This is a genomic window from Azonexus hydrophilus, assembly GCF_001956855.1.
Taxonomy (GTDB): domain Bacteria; phylum Pseudomonadota; class Gammaproteobacteria; order Burkholderiales; family Rhodocyclaceae; genus Azonexus; species Azonexus hydrophilus_A.
In genome coordinates this window covers 782956-800546 of record NZ_MTHD01000001.1, presented here as the reverse complement: position 1 = coordinate 800546, position 17591 = coordinate 782956, and the positions used below count along the sequence as shown (strand labels likewise).

The 17591-nt window shown below is 58.0% G+C and carries 13 protein-coding genes and 2 tRNA genes; 6 read left to right on the top strand and 9 right to left on the bottom strand.

Annotated elements, in window-relative coordinates; all coding sequences use genetic code 11:
• Positions 1-36: 36 nt before the first annotated feature.
• Positions 37-996 carry a GGDEF domain-containing response regulator gene (locus BJN45_RS03930; protein ID WP_076092229.1) on the top strand — a complete coding sequence of 320 codons (960 nt, stop codon included), beginning with the start codon at positions 37-39 and terminating at the stop codon, positions 994-996.
• 6 nt (positions 997-1002) lie between these two features.
• On the opposite strand, the gene BJN45_RS03925 is transcribed toward BJN45_RS03930, so the two are convergent.
• Positions 1003-1077: transfer RNA gene (locus BJN45_RS03925), tRNA-Thr, on the bottom strand.
• A gap of 77 nt (positions 1078-1154) precedes the next feature.
• Positions 1155-1230 (bottom strand) — tRNA-Thr (locus BJN45_RS03920).
• A gap of 78 nt (positions 1231-1308) precedes the next feature.
• Between BJN45_RS03920 and murJ the strand changes: the two genes are divergently transcribed.
• Genes murJ through BJN45_RS03895 form a run of 5 tightly spaced genes read left to right on the top strand, consistent with a single transcriptional unit; the run spans position 1309 to position 7577 of the window.
• Positions 1309-2859 carry a murein biosynthesis integral membrane protein MurJ gene (murJ, locus tag BJN45_RS03915; RefSeq protein ID WP_076092227.1) on the top strand — a complete coding sequence of 517 codons (1551 nt, stop codon included), beginning with the start codon at positions 1309-1311 and terminating at the stop codon, positions 2857-2859.
• A 14-nt stretch (positions 2860-2873) separates the two neighbouring features.
• The gene (locus tag BJN45_RS03910) at positions 2874-3503 is read left to right on the top strand and encodes a YbhB/YbcL family Raf kinase inhibitor-like protein (RefSeq protein ID WP_076092225.1); all 630 of its coding nucleotides are present in this window, start codon (positions 2874-2876) and stop codon (positions 3501-3503) included.
• 15 nt (positions 3504-3518) lie between these two features.
• Entirely contained in the window at positions 3519-4175 is a 657-nt protein-coding gene (locus BJN45_RS03905; RefSeq protein WP_083650774.1) for a transglutaminase-like cysteine peptidase, read from the top strand.
• An 8-nt stretch (positions 4176-4183) separates the two neighbouring features.
• Positions 4184-6097, top strand: a complete 1914-nt coding sequence (locus tag BJN45_RS03900; protein ID WP_076092223.1) for a bifunctional diguanylate cyclase/phosphodiesterase — start codon at positions 4184-4186, stop codon at positions 6095-6097.
• A gap of 4 nt (positions 6098-6101) precedes the next feature.
• Entirely contained in the window at positions 6102-7577 is a 1476-nt protein-coding gene (locus BJN45_RS03895; RefSeq protein ID WP_076092221.1) for a CYTH and CHAD domain-containing protein, read from the top strand.
• Between the two features lie 41 nt (positions 7578-7618).
• Here the strand turns inward: BJN45_RS03895 and BJN45_RS03890 are convergent, their stop codons facing one another.
• The 7 genes from BJN45_RS03890 to BJN45_RS03860 form a co-directional block, all read right to left on the bottom strand.
• Positions 7619-9160 (bottom strand): NAD(P)/FAD-dependent oxidoreductase, encoded by a 1542-nt coding sequence (locus tag BJN45_RS03890; RefSeq protein WP_076092219.1) that lies wholly within the window; start codon positions 9158-9160, stop codon positions 7619-7621.
• A gap of 1 nt (position 9161) precedes the next feature.
• On the bottom strand, positions 9162-9539 hold the full coding sequence (locus tag BJN45_RS03885) for a GtrA family protein (protein ID WP_083650772.1): 378 nt from the start codon (positions 9537-9539) through the stop codon (positions 9162-9164).
• A 6-nt stretch (positions 9540-9545) separates the two neighbouring features.
• Positions 9546-11444, bottom strand: coding sequence for a hypothetical protein (locus BJN45_RS03880; RefSeq protein WP_076092215.1), 1899 nt, complete (start codon positions 11442-11444; stop codon positions 9546-9548).
• 629 nt (positions 11445-12073) lie between these two features.
• Entirely contained in the window at positions 12074-12421 is a 348-nt protein-coding gene (locus tag BJN45_RS18120; protein WP_076092213.1) for a pilin, read from the bottom strand.
• Positions 12422-12622: 201 nt separating this feature from the next.
• On the bottom strand, positions 12623-14209 hold the full coding sequence (locus BJN45_RS03870) for a GAF and HD-GYP domain-containing protein (RefSeq protein ID WP_076092211.1): 1587 nt from the start codon (positions 14207-14209) through the stop codon (positions 12623-12625).
• Between the two features lie 8 nt (positions 14210-14217).
• Complete coding sequence (locus BJN45_RS03865) at positions 14218-16545, bottom strand: GspE/PulE family protein (protein WP_076092209.1); 2328 nt, start codon at positions 16543-16545, stop codon at positions 14218-14220.
• Complete coding sequence (locus BJN45_RS03860) at positions 16542-17591, bottom strand: cyclic nucleotide-binding domain-containing protein (protein ID WP_076092207.1); 1050 nt, start codon at positions 17589-17591, stop codon at positions 16542-16544. Before BJN45_RS03860 ends, BJN45_RS03865 begins: the two co-directional genes overlap by 4 nt.

Genomic DNA, 17591 nt, shown 5'->3' with positions numbered 1-17591 from the left:
GCTATGATTTGCCCATATCATCTTCCTCAGCATTTGATGCCCGCCGGCAAGTACAAACTTCTCGTCGTAGACAGTTCCAGCGCCAACCGTACGCTGATCGGCGAATGCCTCGCCCAGCTCGATGACGTCGATGTACTGCTCGCAGCCGACGGTGGCGAGGCAATTGACCTGATAGCCGGTGCGCATCCGGACCTGATCCTGGTCGACATGAACCTGCGCGACATGGACGGCATCAACCTCGTCCGCAAGATCCGTAATCGCGAACTGCTCGGCAGTGACGAGCTGACCCTGTGGATGCCAGTCATTTTCCTGTCCTCGGTCATGGATGACGACATCGTCGCCCAGGGCATCATCGCCGGCGGCGACGACTTCCTGCACAAGCCGGTCTCCGAAGTCATCCTGCTGGCAAAGATCCGCGCCATGCTGCGCATCGTCGGCATGCAGCGCGACATCCACGCGGCACACCGGCGGCTCAAGCAGATCTCGACACTCGACGGACTGACCTGCGTGCCCAACCGGCGCTACTTCGATGACACCCTGAACATCGAATGGAAACGCTGCCTGCGCACCGAAACGCCGCTGAGCCTGATCCTCATCGATGTCGATTTTTTCAAGCAGTTCAATGACGGGTATGGACACCAGGCCGGTGACCAGTGCCTGAAGGCCGTTGCCAGTGCACTGAACGAATCCCTGTTCCGGGTCGAAGACAGCGTTGCCCGCTACGGTGGCGAAGAGTTTGCCGCCATCCTGCCCGGCACAGATGCGGCTGGCGCCGTTGCAGTAGCCGAGCGCATGCTTGCTTCAACGCGGGAATTGCGCATTCCGCACGAAAAAGGCATCGAAGGATTGATTTCCTGCAGCTTTGGCGTCGCCAGTACGCATCCGGCCCCGGAACGGAATGCCCAGGAACTGCTGCAAGCCGCTGACAGCAGTCTTTACGCCGCCAAACATGCGGGGCGCAACATGGTGTTGCTGAACCCAACATGGCGAACCTGAAGGGGCTGGTGCCCATGAGAAGAATCGAACTTCCGACCTCTCCCTTACCAAGGGAGTGCTCTACCACTGAGCTACATGGGCCCGACGCCTGAAAAGCTGGCGGAGCCGGAAAGCAAAAAGGCCAGCCCCGAAGAACTGGCCTGACTGCTGAATGCTTGTGGTGCCGTTGAAGTGAATCGAACACTCGACCTACTGATTACGAATCAGTTGCTCTACCAACTGAGCTACAACGGCACTGTGACTCCCCTTGCGAGCAGCACAGCGTAGAATTATAGCTTTTCCCCCTGCCATCAGGCAACAAGGCTCTTACAAATGAATCTGCTGCGCGCGCTGGTCACGGTCAGCGGCATGACCCTGCTTTCCCGCATTCTTGGTTTTGTCCGCGATTTCGTCATTGCCCGCGCCTTCGGCGCCGGTGCGGCGACGGATGCATTCTTCGTCGCTTTCAAACTGCCCAACCTGCTCCGCCGGATGTTTGCCGAAGGCGCCTTCTCGCAAGCCTTTGTCCCGATTCTCGGCGAATACAAGAATCAGCGAACCCCCGAAGATACGCGGACACTGGTGGACCATGTCGCCAGCCTGCTGGCCATAGCACTGTTTTTCATCACCGCCATTGGCGTCGCTGCGGCGCCCTTGCTGGTATGGCTGTCCGCCCCCGGATTTGCCGCCGATGCCGACAAGTTCGAATTGACCGTCGCCCTGACCCGGGTCACTTTCCCGTACATCCTGTTCATGTCTCTGGTCGCCCTCGCCGGCGGCATTCTCAACACCTGGAGCCGCTTTGCGCTGCCGGCCTTCACGCCGGTCCTGCTTAACCTGTCCTTCATCGGCATGGCGCTGTTCGCCGTCCCGTATTTCGAGCCGCCGATCATGGCGCTGGCCTGGGCGGTATTCATCGGCGGCCTGCTCCAGTTGCTCATTCAGATCCCGGCACTGCGCCGGATTTCGATGCTGCCGCGACCGAGCATCAACTGGCGGGCCGCCTGGGCCGACCCCGGCGTCCGCCGCGTGTCCACGCTGATGTTGCCGGCTCTGCTCGGCGTCTCGGTGTCGCAGATCAGCCTGCTGATCAACACCATTTTTGCCTCCTTCCTGCAAACCGGCAGCGTTTCCTGGCTGTATTACGCCGATCGCCTGATGGAATTCCCCTCCGGCCTGCTCGGGGCGGCGCTCGGCACCATCCTCTTGCCATCGCTGTCGCGCTGTCACGCCCGGCAGGATTTCGCCGAATATTCGCGCCTGCTCGACTGGGGCCTGCGCCTGACCTTCCTGCTTGCCGCCCCGGCGGCGCTGGCGCTGGCGATCCTGGCCGTACCCCTGATCACGACACTGTTTTTCCATGGCGCCTTCACCGCTCACGACGTGCTGCAAACCCGCCAGGCACTGGTGGCATATTCGCTGGGACTGCTCGGCCTGATCCTGGTCAAGGTGCTGGCACCGGGTTTCTATGCCCGGCAGAACATCCGGACACCAGTGAAGATTGCGCTGATTTCCCTGGCAGCGACGCAGGCCATGAACCTCGCTTTCGTCGGCTGGATTGCCCACGCAGGGCTGGCGCTATCGATCGGTCTGGCGGCCTGCCTGAACGCCGGACTGCTCTACCGCGGCCTGCGTCAGGCCAACATCTACCAGCCGCAATCCGGCTGGATGGCATTTTTCATCAAACTGACTGTCGCCATGCTTATCATGGGCGGCGCATTGTGGTTTGCCATGGGCCCGGCAGAAAACTGGCTCAGCAGCACGTTGACCGCAAGAATCCTGCACCTTGGCTGGCTGGTAGTCCTTGGCGCAACGGCATATTTCGCTACACTATGGTTACTCGGTTTCCGCTTGCGCGACTTTACCCGCCGGGCGGCAGAATGACAGGAGACATACCCATGAAACTGACCAGCACCAGCTTTGCCGACGGCCAGCGTATTCCCGGCGACTATTCCTTCTGCACACCGGACCCGGCACACCACGTCTGCCTGGGTCGCAACCTCAATCCGCAACTGACCTGGAGCGAGGTCCCTGCAGGTACGCAATCCTTCGTCGTCATCTGTCACGACCCCGATGTGCCGAGCCAGGGCGACGACGTCAATCAGGAAGGTCGCACGGTGCCGGCATCGCTGCCACGTGTCGATTTTTTCCACTGGGTGCTGGCTGACCTGCCGGCCACGCTCGATACCATCGCCGAGGGCGAATTCAGCCACCAGGTCACGCCGCGCGGCAAACCTGGACCGCAGGCTCCACACGGCGCCCGCCAGGGAATCAACAACTACACCGACTGGTTTGCCAACGATCACGACATGAACGGCGATTACTACGGCTACGACGGTCCGTGCCCGCCGTGGAACGATGAAATCGTCCATCATTACATTTTTACGGTCTACGCCCTGGATATTGAAAAATTGCCGATTGACGGCAAATTCGGTGGACCAGAAGTCCGCCAGGCGATGCAGGGCCACATCCTCGGCCAGGCCAGCCTGACCGGCACCTACACGCTCAACCCGGCGCTGGCAGGGTAAGCACCGGGCGCCGCCATGCCCCAACGGCTACGCATCCCGACACTTTTCCTGCTCGTCTGGATCGGGCTGGGGTCGGCGCTCGGCCTGGATTTCGAGCGCCTCCACCAATCATTGACCAGCCGCTTCGGCCAGGCTCCCGAAGCCCTGTTCAATGACTGGCGGCAGATGCTTGGCAGCAGTCAGGGCGGCAGCGAGCAGGACAAGATTCGTCGGGTCAACGACTTCATCAACCGACGCATCGCCTTTGACGACGATTTCTCGCTGTGGAGCCAGAGCGACTACTGGGCGACGCCGCTGGAAACCATGGCGCAGGGCCGTGGTGATTGCGAAGACTTTTCGATCATCAAGTATTTTTCCCTGCTCGATCTCGGTGTCCCGGTGAACAAACTCCGCCTGGTCTATGTCCGGGCAACGCAGCCGATGGCCGGCGGCGGCACGATCCAGCAGGCGCACATGGTCCTGGCCTACTACGCCCGGCCCAATGCCGACCCGCTGGTTCTCGACAACCTGAACAAGCAGATCCTGCCGGCATCGCAGCGGCACGATCTTTCCCCGGTTTTCAGTTTCAACAGTGCAGGCCTCTGGCAAGGCACCGGCAACCAGTCCAGCAAGAGCAACCTCTCGCGCTGGCAGGACCTGCTGGCACGCGCCCGGGCCGAAGGTTTCCAGTGAGGTAATCCATGTCCCTGTTCCGACAACTCTGGCTTGCGGTCATCGCCAGCACCATCATCGCCTTTGCCGGCAGCTTCATCGTCAGCATGGTGACCGCGCGCGATTATCTCGAACAGCAACTGGCGATCAAGAACAACGACAACGCCGCCTCGCTGGCGCTCTCGATGTCGCAACTGGACAAGGACCCGGTCACAGTCGAGCTGCAGGTTGCAGCCGTCTTCGACAGTGGTCAGTACGCAGCCGTCCGGGTCATCGACCCCAACGGCGCAACGATGATCGAAAAAATCAGCCCACCGGCCGCCGGCGACGTTCCGGCCTGGTTCAGCCGCCTGTTCCCGATCGAGTCGCATCCCGGCAGCGCTCAGGTATCCACCGGCTGGACCCAGTTCGGCACCGTCGAACTGATCAGCCACAGCCAGTTCGCCTATCGCGAGCTATGGAACGGCGCCTTCAAGCTGCTGCTCTGGTTCGGTGTCGGCGGCGTTCTCATGGGACTGATCGGCATGCAGATCCTGCTGCGCATCAAGCGCCCGCTCGATGCCGTCGTCGGCCAGGCCGAAGCCATCAGCGAACGCCGTTTCACCCGCATCGATGAACCGGCAACGCCGGAACTGAAGAGCCTGGCGCGCGCGATGAACGCCATGGTCGGCCGGGTCAAGGCCATGTTCGACGAAGAAGCGGCGCGCCTCGAACAGGTCCGCCGCGAAGCGACGCTGGACAGCCTGACCGGGCTGGCCAACCGATCCTATTTCATGAACCAGCTGGCCGCTTCGCTCAACGACGACGATGCACCGCCCAGCGGCAGCCTGATCATGCTGCGGCTGGCCGACCTGGCCGGCGTCAACCGCCGCCTCGGCCGCGAAAGCGCCGACGAACTGCTGCGCCGCATCGGCACCAGCCTGACCACCATGGCCGCCGAAAACCCCGGCGCCGCAGCCGCCCGCCTGAACGGCGCCGACTTCACGCTGCTGCTGCCCGGCAACGACAATCCCGAACCTTTTGCCGACCGACTGCTGGCGCTGCTGCGCGACCTCGTCTCGGCCGGCCTGATCGACGGCGAGCAGATCGGTCATATCGGCAGCGGCGTCTATCGTCACGGCGAAAGCCTGGCCAGCCTGCTCTCCCGCGTCGATGCCGCGATCGCCACGGCCGAAGGCGAAGGCAGCCTGGGCTGGCGTTGCGCCAACAGTGGCGACGCGCAGTGCGCCAACAACAATGCCGACTGGAAGAAGGTGCTCGAATGCGCCATCGAGTCGCACCGCCTGCGCCTGATCGAATTCCCGGTCGCCAACAGCAGCGGCACGCTGCTCCACCTCGAATGCCCGCTGCGCCTGCAAGCCGTTGAAGATGGCGAATGGCTGGCCGCCGGCAGCTTCATGCCGGTTGCCTCGCGCCTGGCAATGACCAGCGAACTCGATCTGGCCGCCGTCAACCTGGCGCTTGAGCGGCTGGCCATCGGCATCCCCTCGGTTGCGGTCAACCTGTCCGGCGAATCGGTTTTCGACCGCAGCTTCCGCCAGCGCCTGCACGACCTGATCGCCAGCCGGCGCGAACTGGCGCCGCGACTCTGGCTGGAAGTGGCCGAAACCGGCGCCTTCCAGCATTTCGACGAATTCATCACCTACACCCAGTTGCTGCGCCCGCTCGGCTGCCGCCTCGGCATCGAACACTTTGGCCGCCAGTTCAGCCAAATCGGCCGCCTGCACGACATCGGCCTCGATTACCTCAAGGTTGACGGCAGCTTCATCCGCGCCATCGACAGCCAACCGGGCAACCAGGCCTTCCTCAAGGGTTTGTGCAGCATCGCCCACAACATCGGCCTGACCGTCATCGCCGAAGGCGTACAAAGCGTGGAAGAGCTGAACATCCTGCCCGAACTCGGTTTCGACGGCGCAACCGGCCCGGCCGTCCCGAGAGGCTGACGCGATGGCCACCGAAATCGAACTCAAGCTCCGGCTCGACCCGAAAAACGTCCGCAAACTACTGGCGCACCCGGTACTTGCCGGCATCGCCTCGCAAAAGCAGCACCTGCTCAACACCTATTACGACACCCCGGAACTCGCCCTGCGTGCCCGACGCATTGCCATGCGCTTCCGCAAAAAAGGCTGGCAATGGCTGTTGACCGTAAAATCGGCGGAGCCGGCCAGCGGCGGGCTGGCGATACGCAACGAATGGGAAACCAACGCGACGCCGGGCGTTTTCGACTTCAGCCATGTCGACGCCCCCGAACTCAGGACCATGCTGGAAACGGCCCGCGACGACCTGGAAGCGGTATTCACCACCGACTTCCGCCGTCAGCTGTGGCAAGTACCCTGCGGCGAATCGCTGATCGAAATGGCCGTCGACCGCGGCGGCATTGCCGCCCGCGGCCGCCGCGAAGCCATTTGCGAAGTCGAACTCGAACTGCTGTCTGGTCGCATCGAGGACATCTTCACGCTGACCCGCCAACTGCAGCAACACATTAACCTGCACCCGGCGATCGCCAGCAAGGCCGAGCGGGGTTACCGGCTGTTCCTCAACGAACCCGAACGCCCGTTCCGCGCCAAACCCCTGCCCATCCACGCCGGACAAACACCGGTCGCAGCCTTCCGCACCATCGCCCTCGGCTGTCTCGAACACTTCCAGCGCAACGAATCCGCGCTGCTCGCCGGCGGCGCGCCGGAATTCATCCACCAGGCCCGCGTCGCGTTGCGCCGCCTGCGCTCGGCGATCAAACTGTTCGCCCCGGTCCTGCCGGAAGACTTCGTCGCCGCCTATGGCCAAAGCTGGAAAACACTCGCCGGCGCCCTCGGCGAAGCCCGCAACTGGGACGTCTTCCTCGAAGAAACCCTGCCCCCGATCCACGCCGCCTTCCCGCACAACCATGACATTCATCGCCTGCGCAACGAAGCCCGCCGGCGCGTCAAGGCCGCTCGCCGCTCCATCGTCAGACTGCTCGCCGTCAAGGAATATCCGCGCCTGATGGTCGAATTCACCGCCGCCGTACACGCGCTCACCGACAGCCGCCCGGTCGCCCTGAAAACCTTCGCCAAGGAGCGCATCGCCGCCCACACCCGCAGCGCGCGCAAGATGGCCGAGCAATACGCCGACCTCAACGCCGAAGAACGGCACATCATGCGCCTGCGCTTCAAGAAACTACGCTACGCGATGGAATTCATGGCGCCGCTGCTGCCGACCCGCCACATGAAAACCTACCTCACCGCACTCGGCCGCCTGCAGGAAGCCCTCGGCCTGATCAACGACCAAGTCACCGCCGAACTGCTGATCAACGAAGCCCTCGGGCAAAAATCGGCCACCGCCGCGCACGGTTGGGTGGCGGGAAGACAGGAAATCCTCGTGACCTACATCCCGGCAGCGCTGGCCGACTGGCTGAAAGCCCATGACCGGATGGCTGAGCAATAGTATTCAGAAAGGCGGACTTCAGCAGCAACCAATCGAATATTTCATTTCTCTTCGTGATACTGCTCATCGGCATTCACGTTCCAAATCTGGCTTTTGTCTACAGAACCAGAAAGAATTAGATCGACGGCATGCTTGGCAGAGAGCATCGAATGATCCTGATTATTATAACGATGCATACCATTTCGCCCGATCAGGAACAAATTATGGATGCTATCCGTCCAACTCGTAATTTCATCAAACCGGTCATAACTTCCAAAGTACGCCGGATAAGCCTTTGGAACTCGCACCACATGGTAATCCAGCACATCGCGAGAATCTAAAATTCCTATTCTGGAAAGCTCATCGACGGCCATTCGTGAAAAATCTTCGTCGCCCAAACACCACAAATCATCGCCCTCCTGACAAAAGTACTCCAAACCCAGCCAGATTGATTCCGGGTCCTTGAGCAAAGCAGGGCTCCAATTGTTGAATATCTGCAGCCGCCCGATACGTACATCAGGCTCCTGAACGTAGATCCAAGTATCAGGCAATAGATTTAGAGCGCTTTCCACCGAGGCATGGGCTTTCAATCGCTTTACCAGCAAACCCATTGTAATGAAGTCTCGATAAACCAGGCCCTTGGCCACTTCTCGAACGACAGTTGGTGGTTCCGGCGTGATCGCGTCAATCAGTTCGCGTACCGGCATGCTCGAAATAACTTGATCAGCCTCCCACCACTGTCGCCGGCCATCGCCAGTTTCCGTTTCGACACCGGCAATCCGTGAGCCATCAAGACGCAGTCGGATAACTCGATGTTGGAAATGGATTTCCCCACCTAAACTCTGTAACTCTTCAGCCGCAATATCCCACATCTGCCCTGGTCCCAGCTTAGGGTATAAAAACCGCTCAATCAGGCTGGTTTCGATATTTTCCTGTTTAACTCCCGTACCGGACCGAGAAACCATGCCCTTTATGGCATGTGCAATCGCCTTCCAAATCGACAAGCCCTTTATACGCTGAGCCCCCCAGGACGGTGATATTTCTTTGCAACGAACCCCCCAAACCTTCTCTGTATAGTCTTTAAAGAATGTGCGATATAACTCGCTGCCAAACCTGTTATACAGAAAATCCTCTAAATTACGCTCCGGCTTTCTCTGAAATATTGACGCCCTTATATAAGAAATGGCAATTTTGGAAAGTCGGAAAACACCGAGATTTTTTATTGTATTCAGTGACAACGATATCGGGTAGTCAAAAAACTTTCGCAGAAAATAAATTCTAGACAGGCGATTACGCACCAACAAGAAGCGATCTGCTTCTGGAATTTCCGTCGTTCCATCGTTCAGAAACACAGGAGCGATTGGCATTAACTTCCCCCACCAAGCCATCACCCAATCATTCTTGGAAAAAAAACGATGTCCGCCAATATCCATGCGATTTCCCTTGTAGTTAACTGTTCGGGAAATCCCTCCGGTTCCTTCAAGCGCCTCAAAAACAATGGCATGCAAATTGGAGTTTCTCATCAACTCCAGAGCGGCGGTCAATCCAGCAGGACCTGCACCGATAACTATCACATTTTTTTTACCAGCTGCATCCCGAGACATTTTACTTCCTAAACAAAATATACTTACGCATGCCAAAATTGAAGAAAAAAACAACAGCAACTGACCATAGCTTCGTCCACAAGTAGTGAACGCCAAAAATATCCGTACCTAGAAACATAACAATAACATTCAGCAACAACCCAAGCAAACCGATCATGATAAAAATAAAGAATTCGCGGCGGGGATCACTGCAACGCCGGGCCTCAAAAATCCAGCAAGTGCTAAGAAAATATATGCAGACAATCCCAAAAGAGAAACCCATGGCCGCTCCAACCAAATAATGCCAGCCCAGCAACTGGACCGCGGAATAGAGCGTTAAATAGTCAACAACAAACGCCAAACCACTTGAGACAAAATACCTTAAAAATTCTTTTGGCATACAGAGTCAAGTCGATTTTTTCAGATCAAGACCAGTTCGAAACAGAGCGCAATCATATAAGCGAAGATGTTTATCTTCATAGCTTGCGGTGTACATAGAAACCTGCTCATGCAATCCCGATCTCGGCAAAATCAAGTAATCAAGTTTATCGTCATGACACAAGTGTTCGATTACCTCCCGGGCCGGCAACTCATCAGGTAGTTGCGAGAGCACGGTTGACCACTCTTTCATTCCGGGCCAATAGGGATTCCCATCATGAAACCCTGCAGACCACAGGAGATCAAGCCTCCGATTTGACTCGATTGCGGTCTCCCTTGAAAACAACACCCCCGCCGCCTGCAAGCCACTGGCATAGTTTGCACGCTGCAAATAAAACCAGTTATATGCAAGCCCCCCCGGCTTGAATACCGTCGCCGTCGGCGGGATAACTCGCTGCAATTCTTCCACTGCCGCAAGATCAGTGGCATTGTGACTCGGCTTCTCTCCAATAAAGGATGCCGCACCGACAAAAAAAACACTAACACCAACGGGGAAAATCAGCGTTGCAATTTTTTTCCGGAAATTTATCAGTAAAACGCCTACGATAAAAACAACGCTGAGCATATTGAAAAACAGCATGTGCCAAGAAGGTCCATCCCATATGCGAAAAGAGAGTTCCATCATCAGGATATTGACTAACAGCGACACCACCAAAACAAACAGCACGATGGTCTTGGCAATAACAGAAGCTTTCCAGTTTTGATGGTATCGCTCAATCCATAAATACAATAGAAGGGCCAATATTGCGAGGGGACCAGACCCCGCCCCCGCAAGCAGGAGGGCGCTAACCAGAAGAATAACCAACATTTTCTGATTATCGCCTCCTTTGGCCATGGAAATAATCACATGTCCAAGCCCAGCCCAAGCAACAAGTTGAATCAACCACAGACCGCGCCACAGTTGTAGTTGTGTCAGTAAAACATTATTGAGGACGTCGCTGCCCAGCCATGTAGCAAACAGCAACAGTGATAGAGCACCCAAAGCAGCAAGTGCGAGTAACCCCCCTTTGCCACGTTCAACGGTCATGAAAGTTAACAACAGCACTACCGCAAGCATTACGACACGTGATATTCCTTCTACGCTCCATTCGCCAATGAAAACATAGGGATTTCGATTTTTAACAACAGTAAGCCATGCGCTATCATGGGTTTTTAGCAATTGCTCGAAGGGAGAGATTCCGCAAGCTGCCAAGACCATGATCAAGCCCGCAAAAATAAAAAACAAAAGCAGGATTCCCGCTTTCCGCTCCGAGCGAAATAAAACCATTATTCCCACAAGAACAGGAGCAATCAGCGCAATTAGTGGATGCAACAAAGCTGCGATAATAATTCCAATAGCGCCTGCCAGCATTCTATTCCTGAGAAACAGAGCCAGGCTACCCATCACAAAAGCTTCAGCGTAAAGGCGACTGGTCAGAAACTGTTCGCCGTAGGAAAAAACCTCGTGCCCGTCAAAAAATGGAGAGTAGCTTGTCGCGATGGCCAGAGCAGTCCAAAACGCAGCGCCAGAAAGGAATGACAAATAGAAAACAACGAGGCACAAAAACCACAGAAATTTCCCGAAAACAGTCAGAATTTTTGCTGCCGGGTAAATTCCAAACGCGTCAATCGCGTAGGCGTGCAAAACGGGGAAGATAGTATATTGGTCTTGTGATCCATAAAAGAAAAAAAGATCTCTGGAAAACGTTGACGGATTGAGTACTTTCAGGGCCTGGGCGGTATAAAGAATACTATCGTGCCAGATTCCGTCATAGGGCCGTGCAGCCAACCAGGCACCCAGCATGAACAAAATCAGCCCCAGCTCTTTCGGTCTCCATCTCGCTTCAGTTAAAACGTGCGTACCAACTCGGCGAATGAGAAACTTCATTTTGAATATTTAGCCCGACTAATCTTTGATATGCCAGAAATTTAAACAAACCCTGGCATTTGCCAAGTTTATTTTTGGCAAAAAATCTAGTTTAATATTCAATCCAAGGATGTTCATGAGACCGTCTGTTTCGCGCTACGCGACCTGTAATTCCACATCATCGCGAGTGATGAATTGATGCCAAATGAGTAAATCCCGAGTTTACCTTAAATGGTCACCCTTTCGTGAAAGTACAAGTTACGCGCAGGCAAAACAGCTGTCAAAATGCCGCGAAATACACAAGCTGACACTCCGTGTGGCTGGCGCCGACATCAATCTGCTCGGATTTGGCAAAATTGACGGCACTTGTGGCCTTTAACAGACCGACCACAGCGTCCAGACACAGCCCTGATAACCATGCACCCAACGTACTCAGGGAAGCCCTCTGTCTGCAAGACATGCAGGTACTGACAACTGTTCCCGAAAAATTCGAATCTGGCGAAAGCGCTTAAGAGTAGAAGCTCGCCGGTTGAATTTGCTTAGTTCTACGAACCATAAAAAACAAAACCCCAGCGGATTAGGCCGGGGTTTCAGGAGAGAGGAAGGCAACGAGCTATACCACAAGGCCTTCCCCGACTGATACTCTGCTATCAGCTACCGGTCAATGAGCAAGCACCCGTACCCAGGTCGCAAGTCACACCCTTCGTACCAGGGCTCTTTGCAGCCGCGGTAAAAGTTGCTACTGCGGTCGGAGCTGCCGCCAAGCTGAAACTCGCACACGAAGAAGCGGTGGGAATAGCGGTGGGACCTGGAGGAATATCCTGCAGGAGTGCTGCAGTAGCTTTGGTATAGGCCGCAGCCTCACCCAAACAAGCATTCTCAGCAGCCTTCTTTGTGTAGCTCTGATATTGCGGCAACGCGACAGCAGCCAGAATACCGATAATCGCAACAACGATCATCAGTTCGATCAGGGTGAAACCTTGTTGAGCTTTTTGCATTTGAATCTCCTTTTTGGGAAAGGCGGGAAAAACCGCTGATCATTACCATACAGATTCCGTGCCAGCCCAAAGCGCCCTTCTACAACCCCATTAAATTCAACGACCTAATAAACAAGCCGAACGTTTCAACAGACCTGCAACGCCGAACAACTGACAATTCTCGGCAGTCGACACTCGCCAATTTCGGCAGTCAGACAATACTCAGCAATCCACCTGCCCTTCGCCGAGAAACGCCTCACCATAGCGGCGATGCACGCCTTGCTGGAGGAAGACTTCAAACAGGTCCGGGTCGATGTGGCCGTTCTGGCGGAAGTTTTCCATGATGGACAGCGCCTGCGACAGTTTCATCGCTTCCTTGTACGGGCGATCCTTCGCCGTCAGGGCTTCGAAGATGTCGGCGATGCCCATCATCCGGGCCTGCCAGCTCATTTCCTCGCGCTTCAGGCCTTTCGGATAGCCCTTGCCGTCCATGCGCTCGTGGTGGCCGCCGGCGTATTCCGGGACGTTCTTCAGGTGTTTCGGCCACGGTAGCTGTTCGAGCATGCGGATGGTGGCGACGATGTGGTGGTTGATGATCTCGCGCTCGGCGGCAGTCAGCGTGCCGGCACGGATGGTCAGATTGAGGATCTCGTCGTCGTCGAGGCAGGGCACGTCGTCGCCGGCCGGGTTGCGCCAGCGGTAGGCGGCGGCGATCTGACGGACGCGGTCGACGTCCTCGTCGCGCATGCGTTCGCCGCCGATGTTGGCCTTGCGCAGGAATTCGCGGTCGACATCGAGTTGACCGCAATATTCGGTGCACCGCTGTTCGGCTTCGGCGGCGGGAACACCGGCGGCGATTTCCTGCCATTTGCGGATTTCCGCGTCGCGCCGCAGGACTTCGAATCGCGTGTCGATCAACTGGATGCGGTCGAAGATGGTTTGCAGCTTGGTGGCTTTTTCCACCACGTGCACCGGCGTCGTAACCTTGCCGCAGTCGTGCATCAGCGCGGCGATGCGCAGTTCGTAGCGGTCCTTGTCGCTGAGCTTGAACCCGGCCAGCGGTCCTTTTTCAACGGCATCGACGGCATCGGCCAGCATCATTGTCAGTGCCGGGACGCGCTGGCAGTGACCACCGGTATGCGGTGATTTTTCGTCAATCGCCAGATTGATGACCTGGATGAATGATTCGAACAGCGTTTCCAGTTGCTCGATCAGTTGCCGGTTGGTCAGGGCGATGGCGGCCTGCGAAGCCAGCGATTCGGCCAGACGCTGGTCGGCCGGCGAGAATTCGGTGACATTGCCGCTAACCGGATCGATGGCATTGATCAGCTGCAGTACACCGATGATCTCGCCTTCGTGATTCTTCATCGGCACCGTCAGGAAAGACTGCGAACGGTAGCCCGTACGTTCGTCGAAGCGGCGCGTGCCGGAAAAGTCGAAGCCTTCGGCGGTGTAGGCATCGGCAATATTGACGGTCTTGCCGGTGATCGCTGCGTAGGCGGCAATCATGCTTTCGTTCGCCGAACCATCCGGCTTGTACAGCGGCAGATCGGGGAAGCTGCCCGAAATGGGCTGACCGGACGAACCGCCGAATGCGATGTTCAGGGAGTCGGTGCGGACAATTTTGAAATGCAGTCGCTGACCATCATCGGAGAGCTGGTAAAGCGTTCCGCCGTCAGCCAGGGTGATGCCCTTGGCGGCCAGCAGTATCTTCTCCAGCAGGTGATCGATATTGCGCTCGACGGAGAGCGAGGCACCGATGTCGTTGAGTTGTTCCAGGCGACGGAACAGATCGCTCAATGTGTCCATGTTCTCTCCTATTTGATGCAGACCGAGCGGACCTGCTTCAGATCCGTGATGCCCTGCAGGACCTTCTCGATGCCGTCCATTTTCAGCGTGCGCATGCCTTCATTTAGCGCGCAGGCGAGAATTTCCGCAACCCTGGCTTTCTCCTGGATCAGCCGCTTCACCGGGTCGCTGCCGACCAGCAGTTCATGCAGGCCAACCCGTCCCTTGTAGCCGCTGTCGTTGCAGGCCGGGCACCCTCTGGCGCGATGCAGCGTGAACCGGCCGTCCGGCGACGCATGACGACTCAGCCACTCGTTGCGGATGGCTTCGCGGGCGGCGACCGGGTCGCGCTGCCAGTGTGCGGTGTGGCGTAATTCGTCACAGTATTCGTCGAGCAGATGCTCGATTTCACCGGCGTCCGGCGTGTAGGCTTCCCGGCATTCCTTGCACAGTCGCTTGCCCAGGCGCTGGGCGAGGATGCCGAGCAGGGCGTCGGCGAAATTGAACGGGTCCATGCCCATGTCGAGCAGGCGGATCACCGATTCCGGCGCCGAATTGGTGTGCAGCGTGGCGAAAACGAGGTGGCCGGTCAGCGAGGCCTCGATGCCGATGCCGGTGGTTTCCGGATCGCGCATTTCACCGACCATGATGATGTCCGGATCGGCGCGCAGAAAGGCCTTCATCACCGTCGCGAAATCAAGCCCGGCCTTCTTGTTGACCTGCACCTGGCGCAGGCCCTTCTGGGTGATTTCAACCGGGTCCTCGGCTGTCCATATCTTGGTGTCCGGCGTGTTCAGGTGGCCGAGCACGGAATGCAGCGTCGTCGTCTTGCCGGAACCGGTCGGGCCGCAGACGAAAAACAGTCCGTAAGGCTTCTCGATGCACTTGAGCAGGTTCTCGTGGTTGCGCGGCGACAGGCCGAGCTGGTCGAGCCGGATGGGTTCGCCGGCAGCCAGGATGCGCATCACCACGTCTTCGACCCCGCCGGCTGTCGGGATCGTCGCCACCCGTAGTTCGATATCCAGCGGGCCGTATTTCTTGAACTTGATCTTGCCATCCTGCGGCCGGCGCTTCTCGGAGATATCGAGATCGCACATGATCTTCAGGCGCGTGATCAGCGGCGCCCGGTAGGCGGCGGGGACCTCGATGTAATTGACCAGCGTGCCGTCCTTGCGGAAGCGGACGACGGTCTTTTCCTTGCCTGGCCGGGGTTCGATGTGGATATCCGAGGCGCCCTGCTGAAAGGCATCGACGATGATCTTGTTCACCAGACGGACCAGCTCGTTGTCGGCCGCTGCGGAAACATCGTCGCTGCTCTCCGTCGCCGCCTCCGGTTCGTCCATGCCGGACAGCAGCTCATCGACCGAGCCGCCCCCGGAAAAGCTGCCGAAATAGTGGTCGACCGTAGCAGCGAACTCGCGCTGCGTGGTCACCCGGTACAGCACGGTGCGTTTGGGAAAGATGTTCTCGACAACACGCGATGTCCGCAGTTTCTCGGGATCGGGCGTCATCACCAGCACGCCCTCGGGGGTATCTTCCAGCGGCAGCCAGTGGCTTTCATCGACGTATTCGCGCTTGATGTTGCGCAGCAGGTCGATCGGCTTGATGCGGTCCGGCCGGAAGGGCTCGTAGGGCACACCGAAAAACCGCGCCAGCGACTGCCCGATCATTGCCGGTGTCAGCTTGAAATCCTTGACCAGCACCTCCTCCAGCGTCACGCCCTTGCGCCTTGCGGATTGTCTTGCCAGGTCGAGTTCGGGCGCGGCCAGGATGCCGTCACCGACCAGATGATCGTAGCGGGTCAGGGCGACGAAAGGCGGATTGCGCCGCTGCTGGAAAGCCACGGCCAGCGTCTGCGCCAGTTCTTCCGCGCCCTCCTCGGCAGTAGCCGAAAAAGGCTGGTCCCCCTTGTGGTTGATCAGTTGCAGCACGCCAAGCAATTCACCGGCTTCGGTAACGATGGGCACCACCAGCATCTGTTTGGAGCGGTAGCCTGTCCTGCGGTCGACCTCGTTCAGGAAGTGAATTTCCGAACCACAACCACGCAATGCCGCTTCATCGTAGACATCGGCGATATTCAGGGTCTGGCGATGGACGGCAACGTGGCCGGCAATGCTCTGCGCGGAGATCGGCAAGCGGATGTCGCGAAACGAGTTGAGCCCGGTCTTCACCTTCGAGACGATGTGCTGTCCATCTTCGGCAACGACGTACAGGGTCAGGCGATCGGCAGCGAACAGATTGCAGATTTCCTGCGACAGCGACAACATGATTTCGTCGATATTGCTGGTTGCATGAATCCGGTTGGTCAGTTTCTGCAGGTTTTTCAGAAATACCAGGCGGCTGGCGACATTGCTCACGCGCTGTCTCCCCGGCCAAGCCCGCCCTGCAGCCACTGTGCATCGATCCCGTTCTGGGCCAGCAGGAAGGCAGCGGCCGAGCTGCGCCGGCCACTCTGACAATAGACGATGTATTCCAGACTGCGATCAATCAGCGGAAAAGCAGCACGAATTTCGTTCAAGGGCACATTCAGGGCACCGGGCAGGCCATCCTCGACAAATTCTGCGGGATAGCGGACATCCAGCCAGCGCGCCCGGCCGGCGGCCACGCGTGCATCCGCCGCAGCCCGCTGGATGGGCCGGAGCAACGGCGCCTGCAGCAACTCGATGAAATCCGGCTTGGCCAGGCGCAACAGCGCACCGTCGGTTTTCATCGTGACCGTCGCACCACGCGCCGAATCGGAAACCAGCGCCTCCTCACCAAAGGCGTTGCCTGGTTTGAGCTCGGCGACATCCATGCGCACACCACCGACCTGTTTGCTGATTACGCAGCGTCCACTTTCAATGAGGTAGTAGAAATCCCCGGGATCACCTTCACGAACGACACAGTCGCCACTGCGCACTGGAATACGCTGAAAGCGCTGGAACAATTCGTGGATATGCGCCGGCGGCAGCCGGGAAAAGGCCGTGGAAGTCAGCGCCGTGGCACTGAATGCCCCGCTCATCATGCTCCACGGCGGAGCCTCCGATGACTGGACGGAGGTATCGGCGACAGCCGCCAGCTCGTCCCAGGTCATCATGATGTCGAGCAGGTCAAAATCCAGCCCCAGCATCAGCACTTCGGTGATGGCCTTGCCGGCAAGCGGCGGCGCGGACTTGTAACCGATCGGCCAGTGCGCTGCATCGCAGCCACCAACCAGTACCTGCTTGCTGCCGTCGGGCAGGGACAGCCGCAGTTCGCCGGCGAGCAGGTAGACGAACTGCTCCCCCCGCTGCATGCTGGCCAGCGGGTCGCTGCCAAGCGGGAATGTCCGGCAGTTGCTGAGCGCGGCCAGCTCCTCCAGCCGACGCGGCGAAAGGCCGCGTATGGGTTCAAGGCGCTGCAATTGCTCAATGGATGGATTCAT

Excerpts from the sequence above, each read along its gene's own strand:
- BJN45_RS03900 (WP_076092223.1), top strand. The coding sequence starts at position 4,184 with ATGTCCCTGTTCCGACAACTCTGGCTTGCGGTCATCGCCAGCACCATC.
- BJN45_RS03895 (WP_076092221.1), top strand. The coding sequence starts at position 6,102 with ATGGCCACCGAAATCGAACTCAAGCTCCGGCTCGACCCGAAAAACGTC.
- BJN45_RS18120 (WP_076092213.1), bottom strand. The coding sequence starts at position 12,421 with ATGCAAAAAGCTCAACAAGGTTTCACCCTGATCGAACTGATGATCGTT.
- BJN45_RS03930 (WP_076092229.1), top strand. The coding sequence starts at position 37 with ATGCCCGCCGGCAAGTACAAACTTCTCGTCGTAGACAGTTCCAGCGCC.
- BJN45_RS03880 (WP_076092215.1), bottom strand. The coding sequence starts at position 11,444 with ATGAAGTTTCTCATTCGCCGAGTTGGTACGCACGTTTTAACTGAAGCG.
- murJ (WP_076092227.1), top strand. The coding sequence starts at position 1,309 with ATGAATCTGCTGCGCGCGCTGGTCACGGTCAGCGGCATGACCCTGCTT.
- BJN45_RS03905 (WP_083650774.1), top strand. The coding sequence starts at position 3,519 with ATGCCCCAACGGCTACGCATCCCGACACTTTTCCTGCTCGTCTGGATC.
- BJN45_RS03860 (WP_076092207.1), bottom strand. The coding sequence starts at position 17,591 with ATGAATCCATCCATTGAGCAATTGCAGCGCCTTGAACCCATACGCGGC.
- BJN45_RS03885 (WP_083650772.1), bottom strand. The coding sequence starts at position 9,539 with ATGCCAAAAGAATTTTTAAGGTATTTTGTCTCAAGTGGTTTGGCGTTT.
- BJN45_RS03870 (WP_076092211.1), bottom strand. The coding sequence starts at position 14,209 with ATGGACACATTGAGCGATCTGTTCCGTCGCCTGGAACAACTCAACGAC.
- BJN45_RS03910 (WP_076092225.1), top strand. The coding sequence starts at position 2,874 with ATGAAACTGACCAGCACCAGCTTTGCCGACGGCCAGCGTATTCCCGGC.
- BJN45_RS03890 (WP_076092219.1), bottom strand. The coding sequence starts at position 9,160 with ATGTCTCGGGATGCAGCTGGTAAAAAAAATGTGATAGTTATCGGTGCA.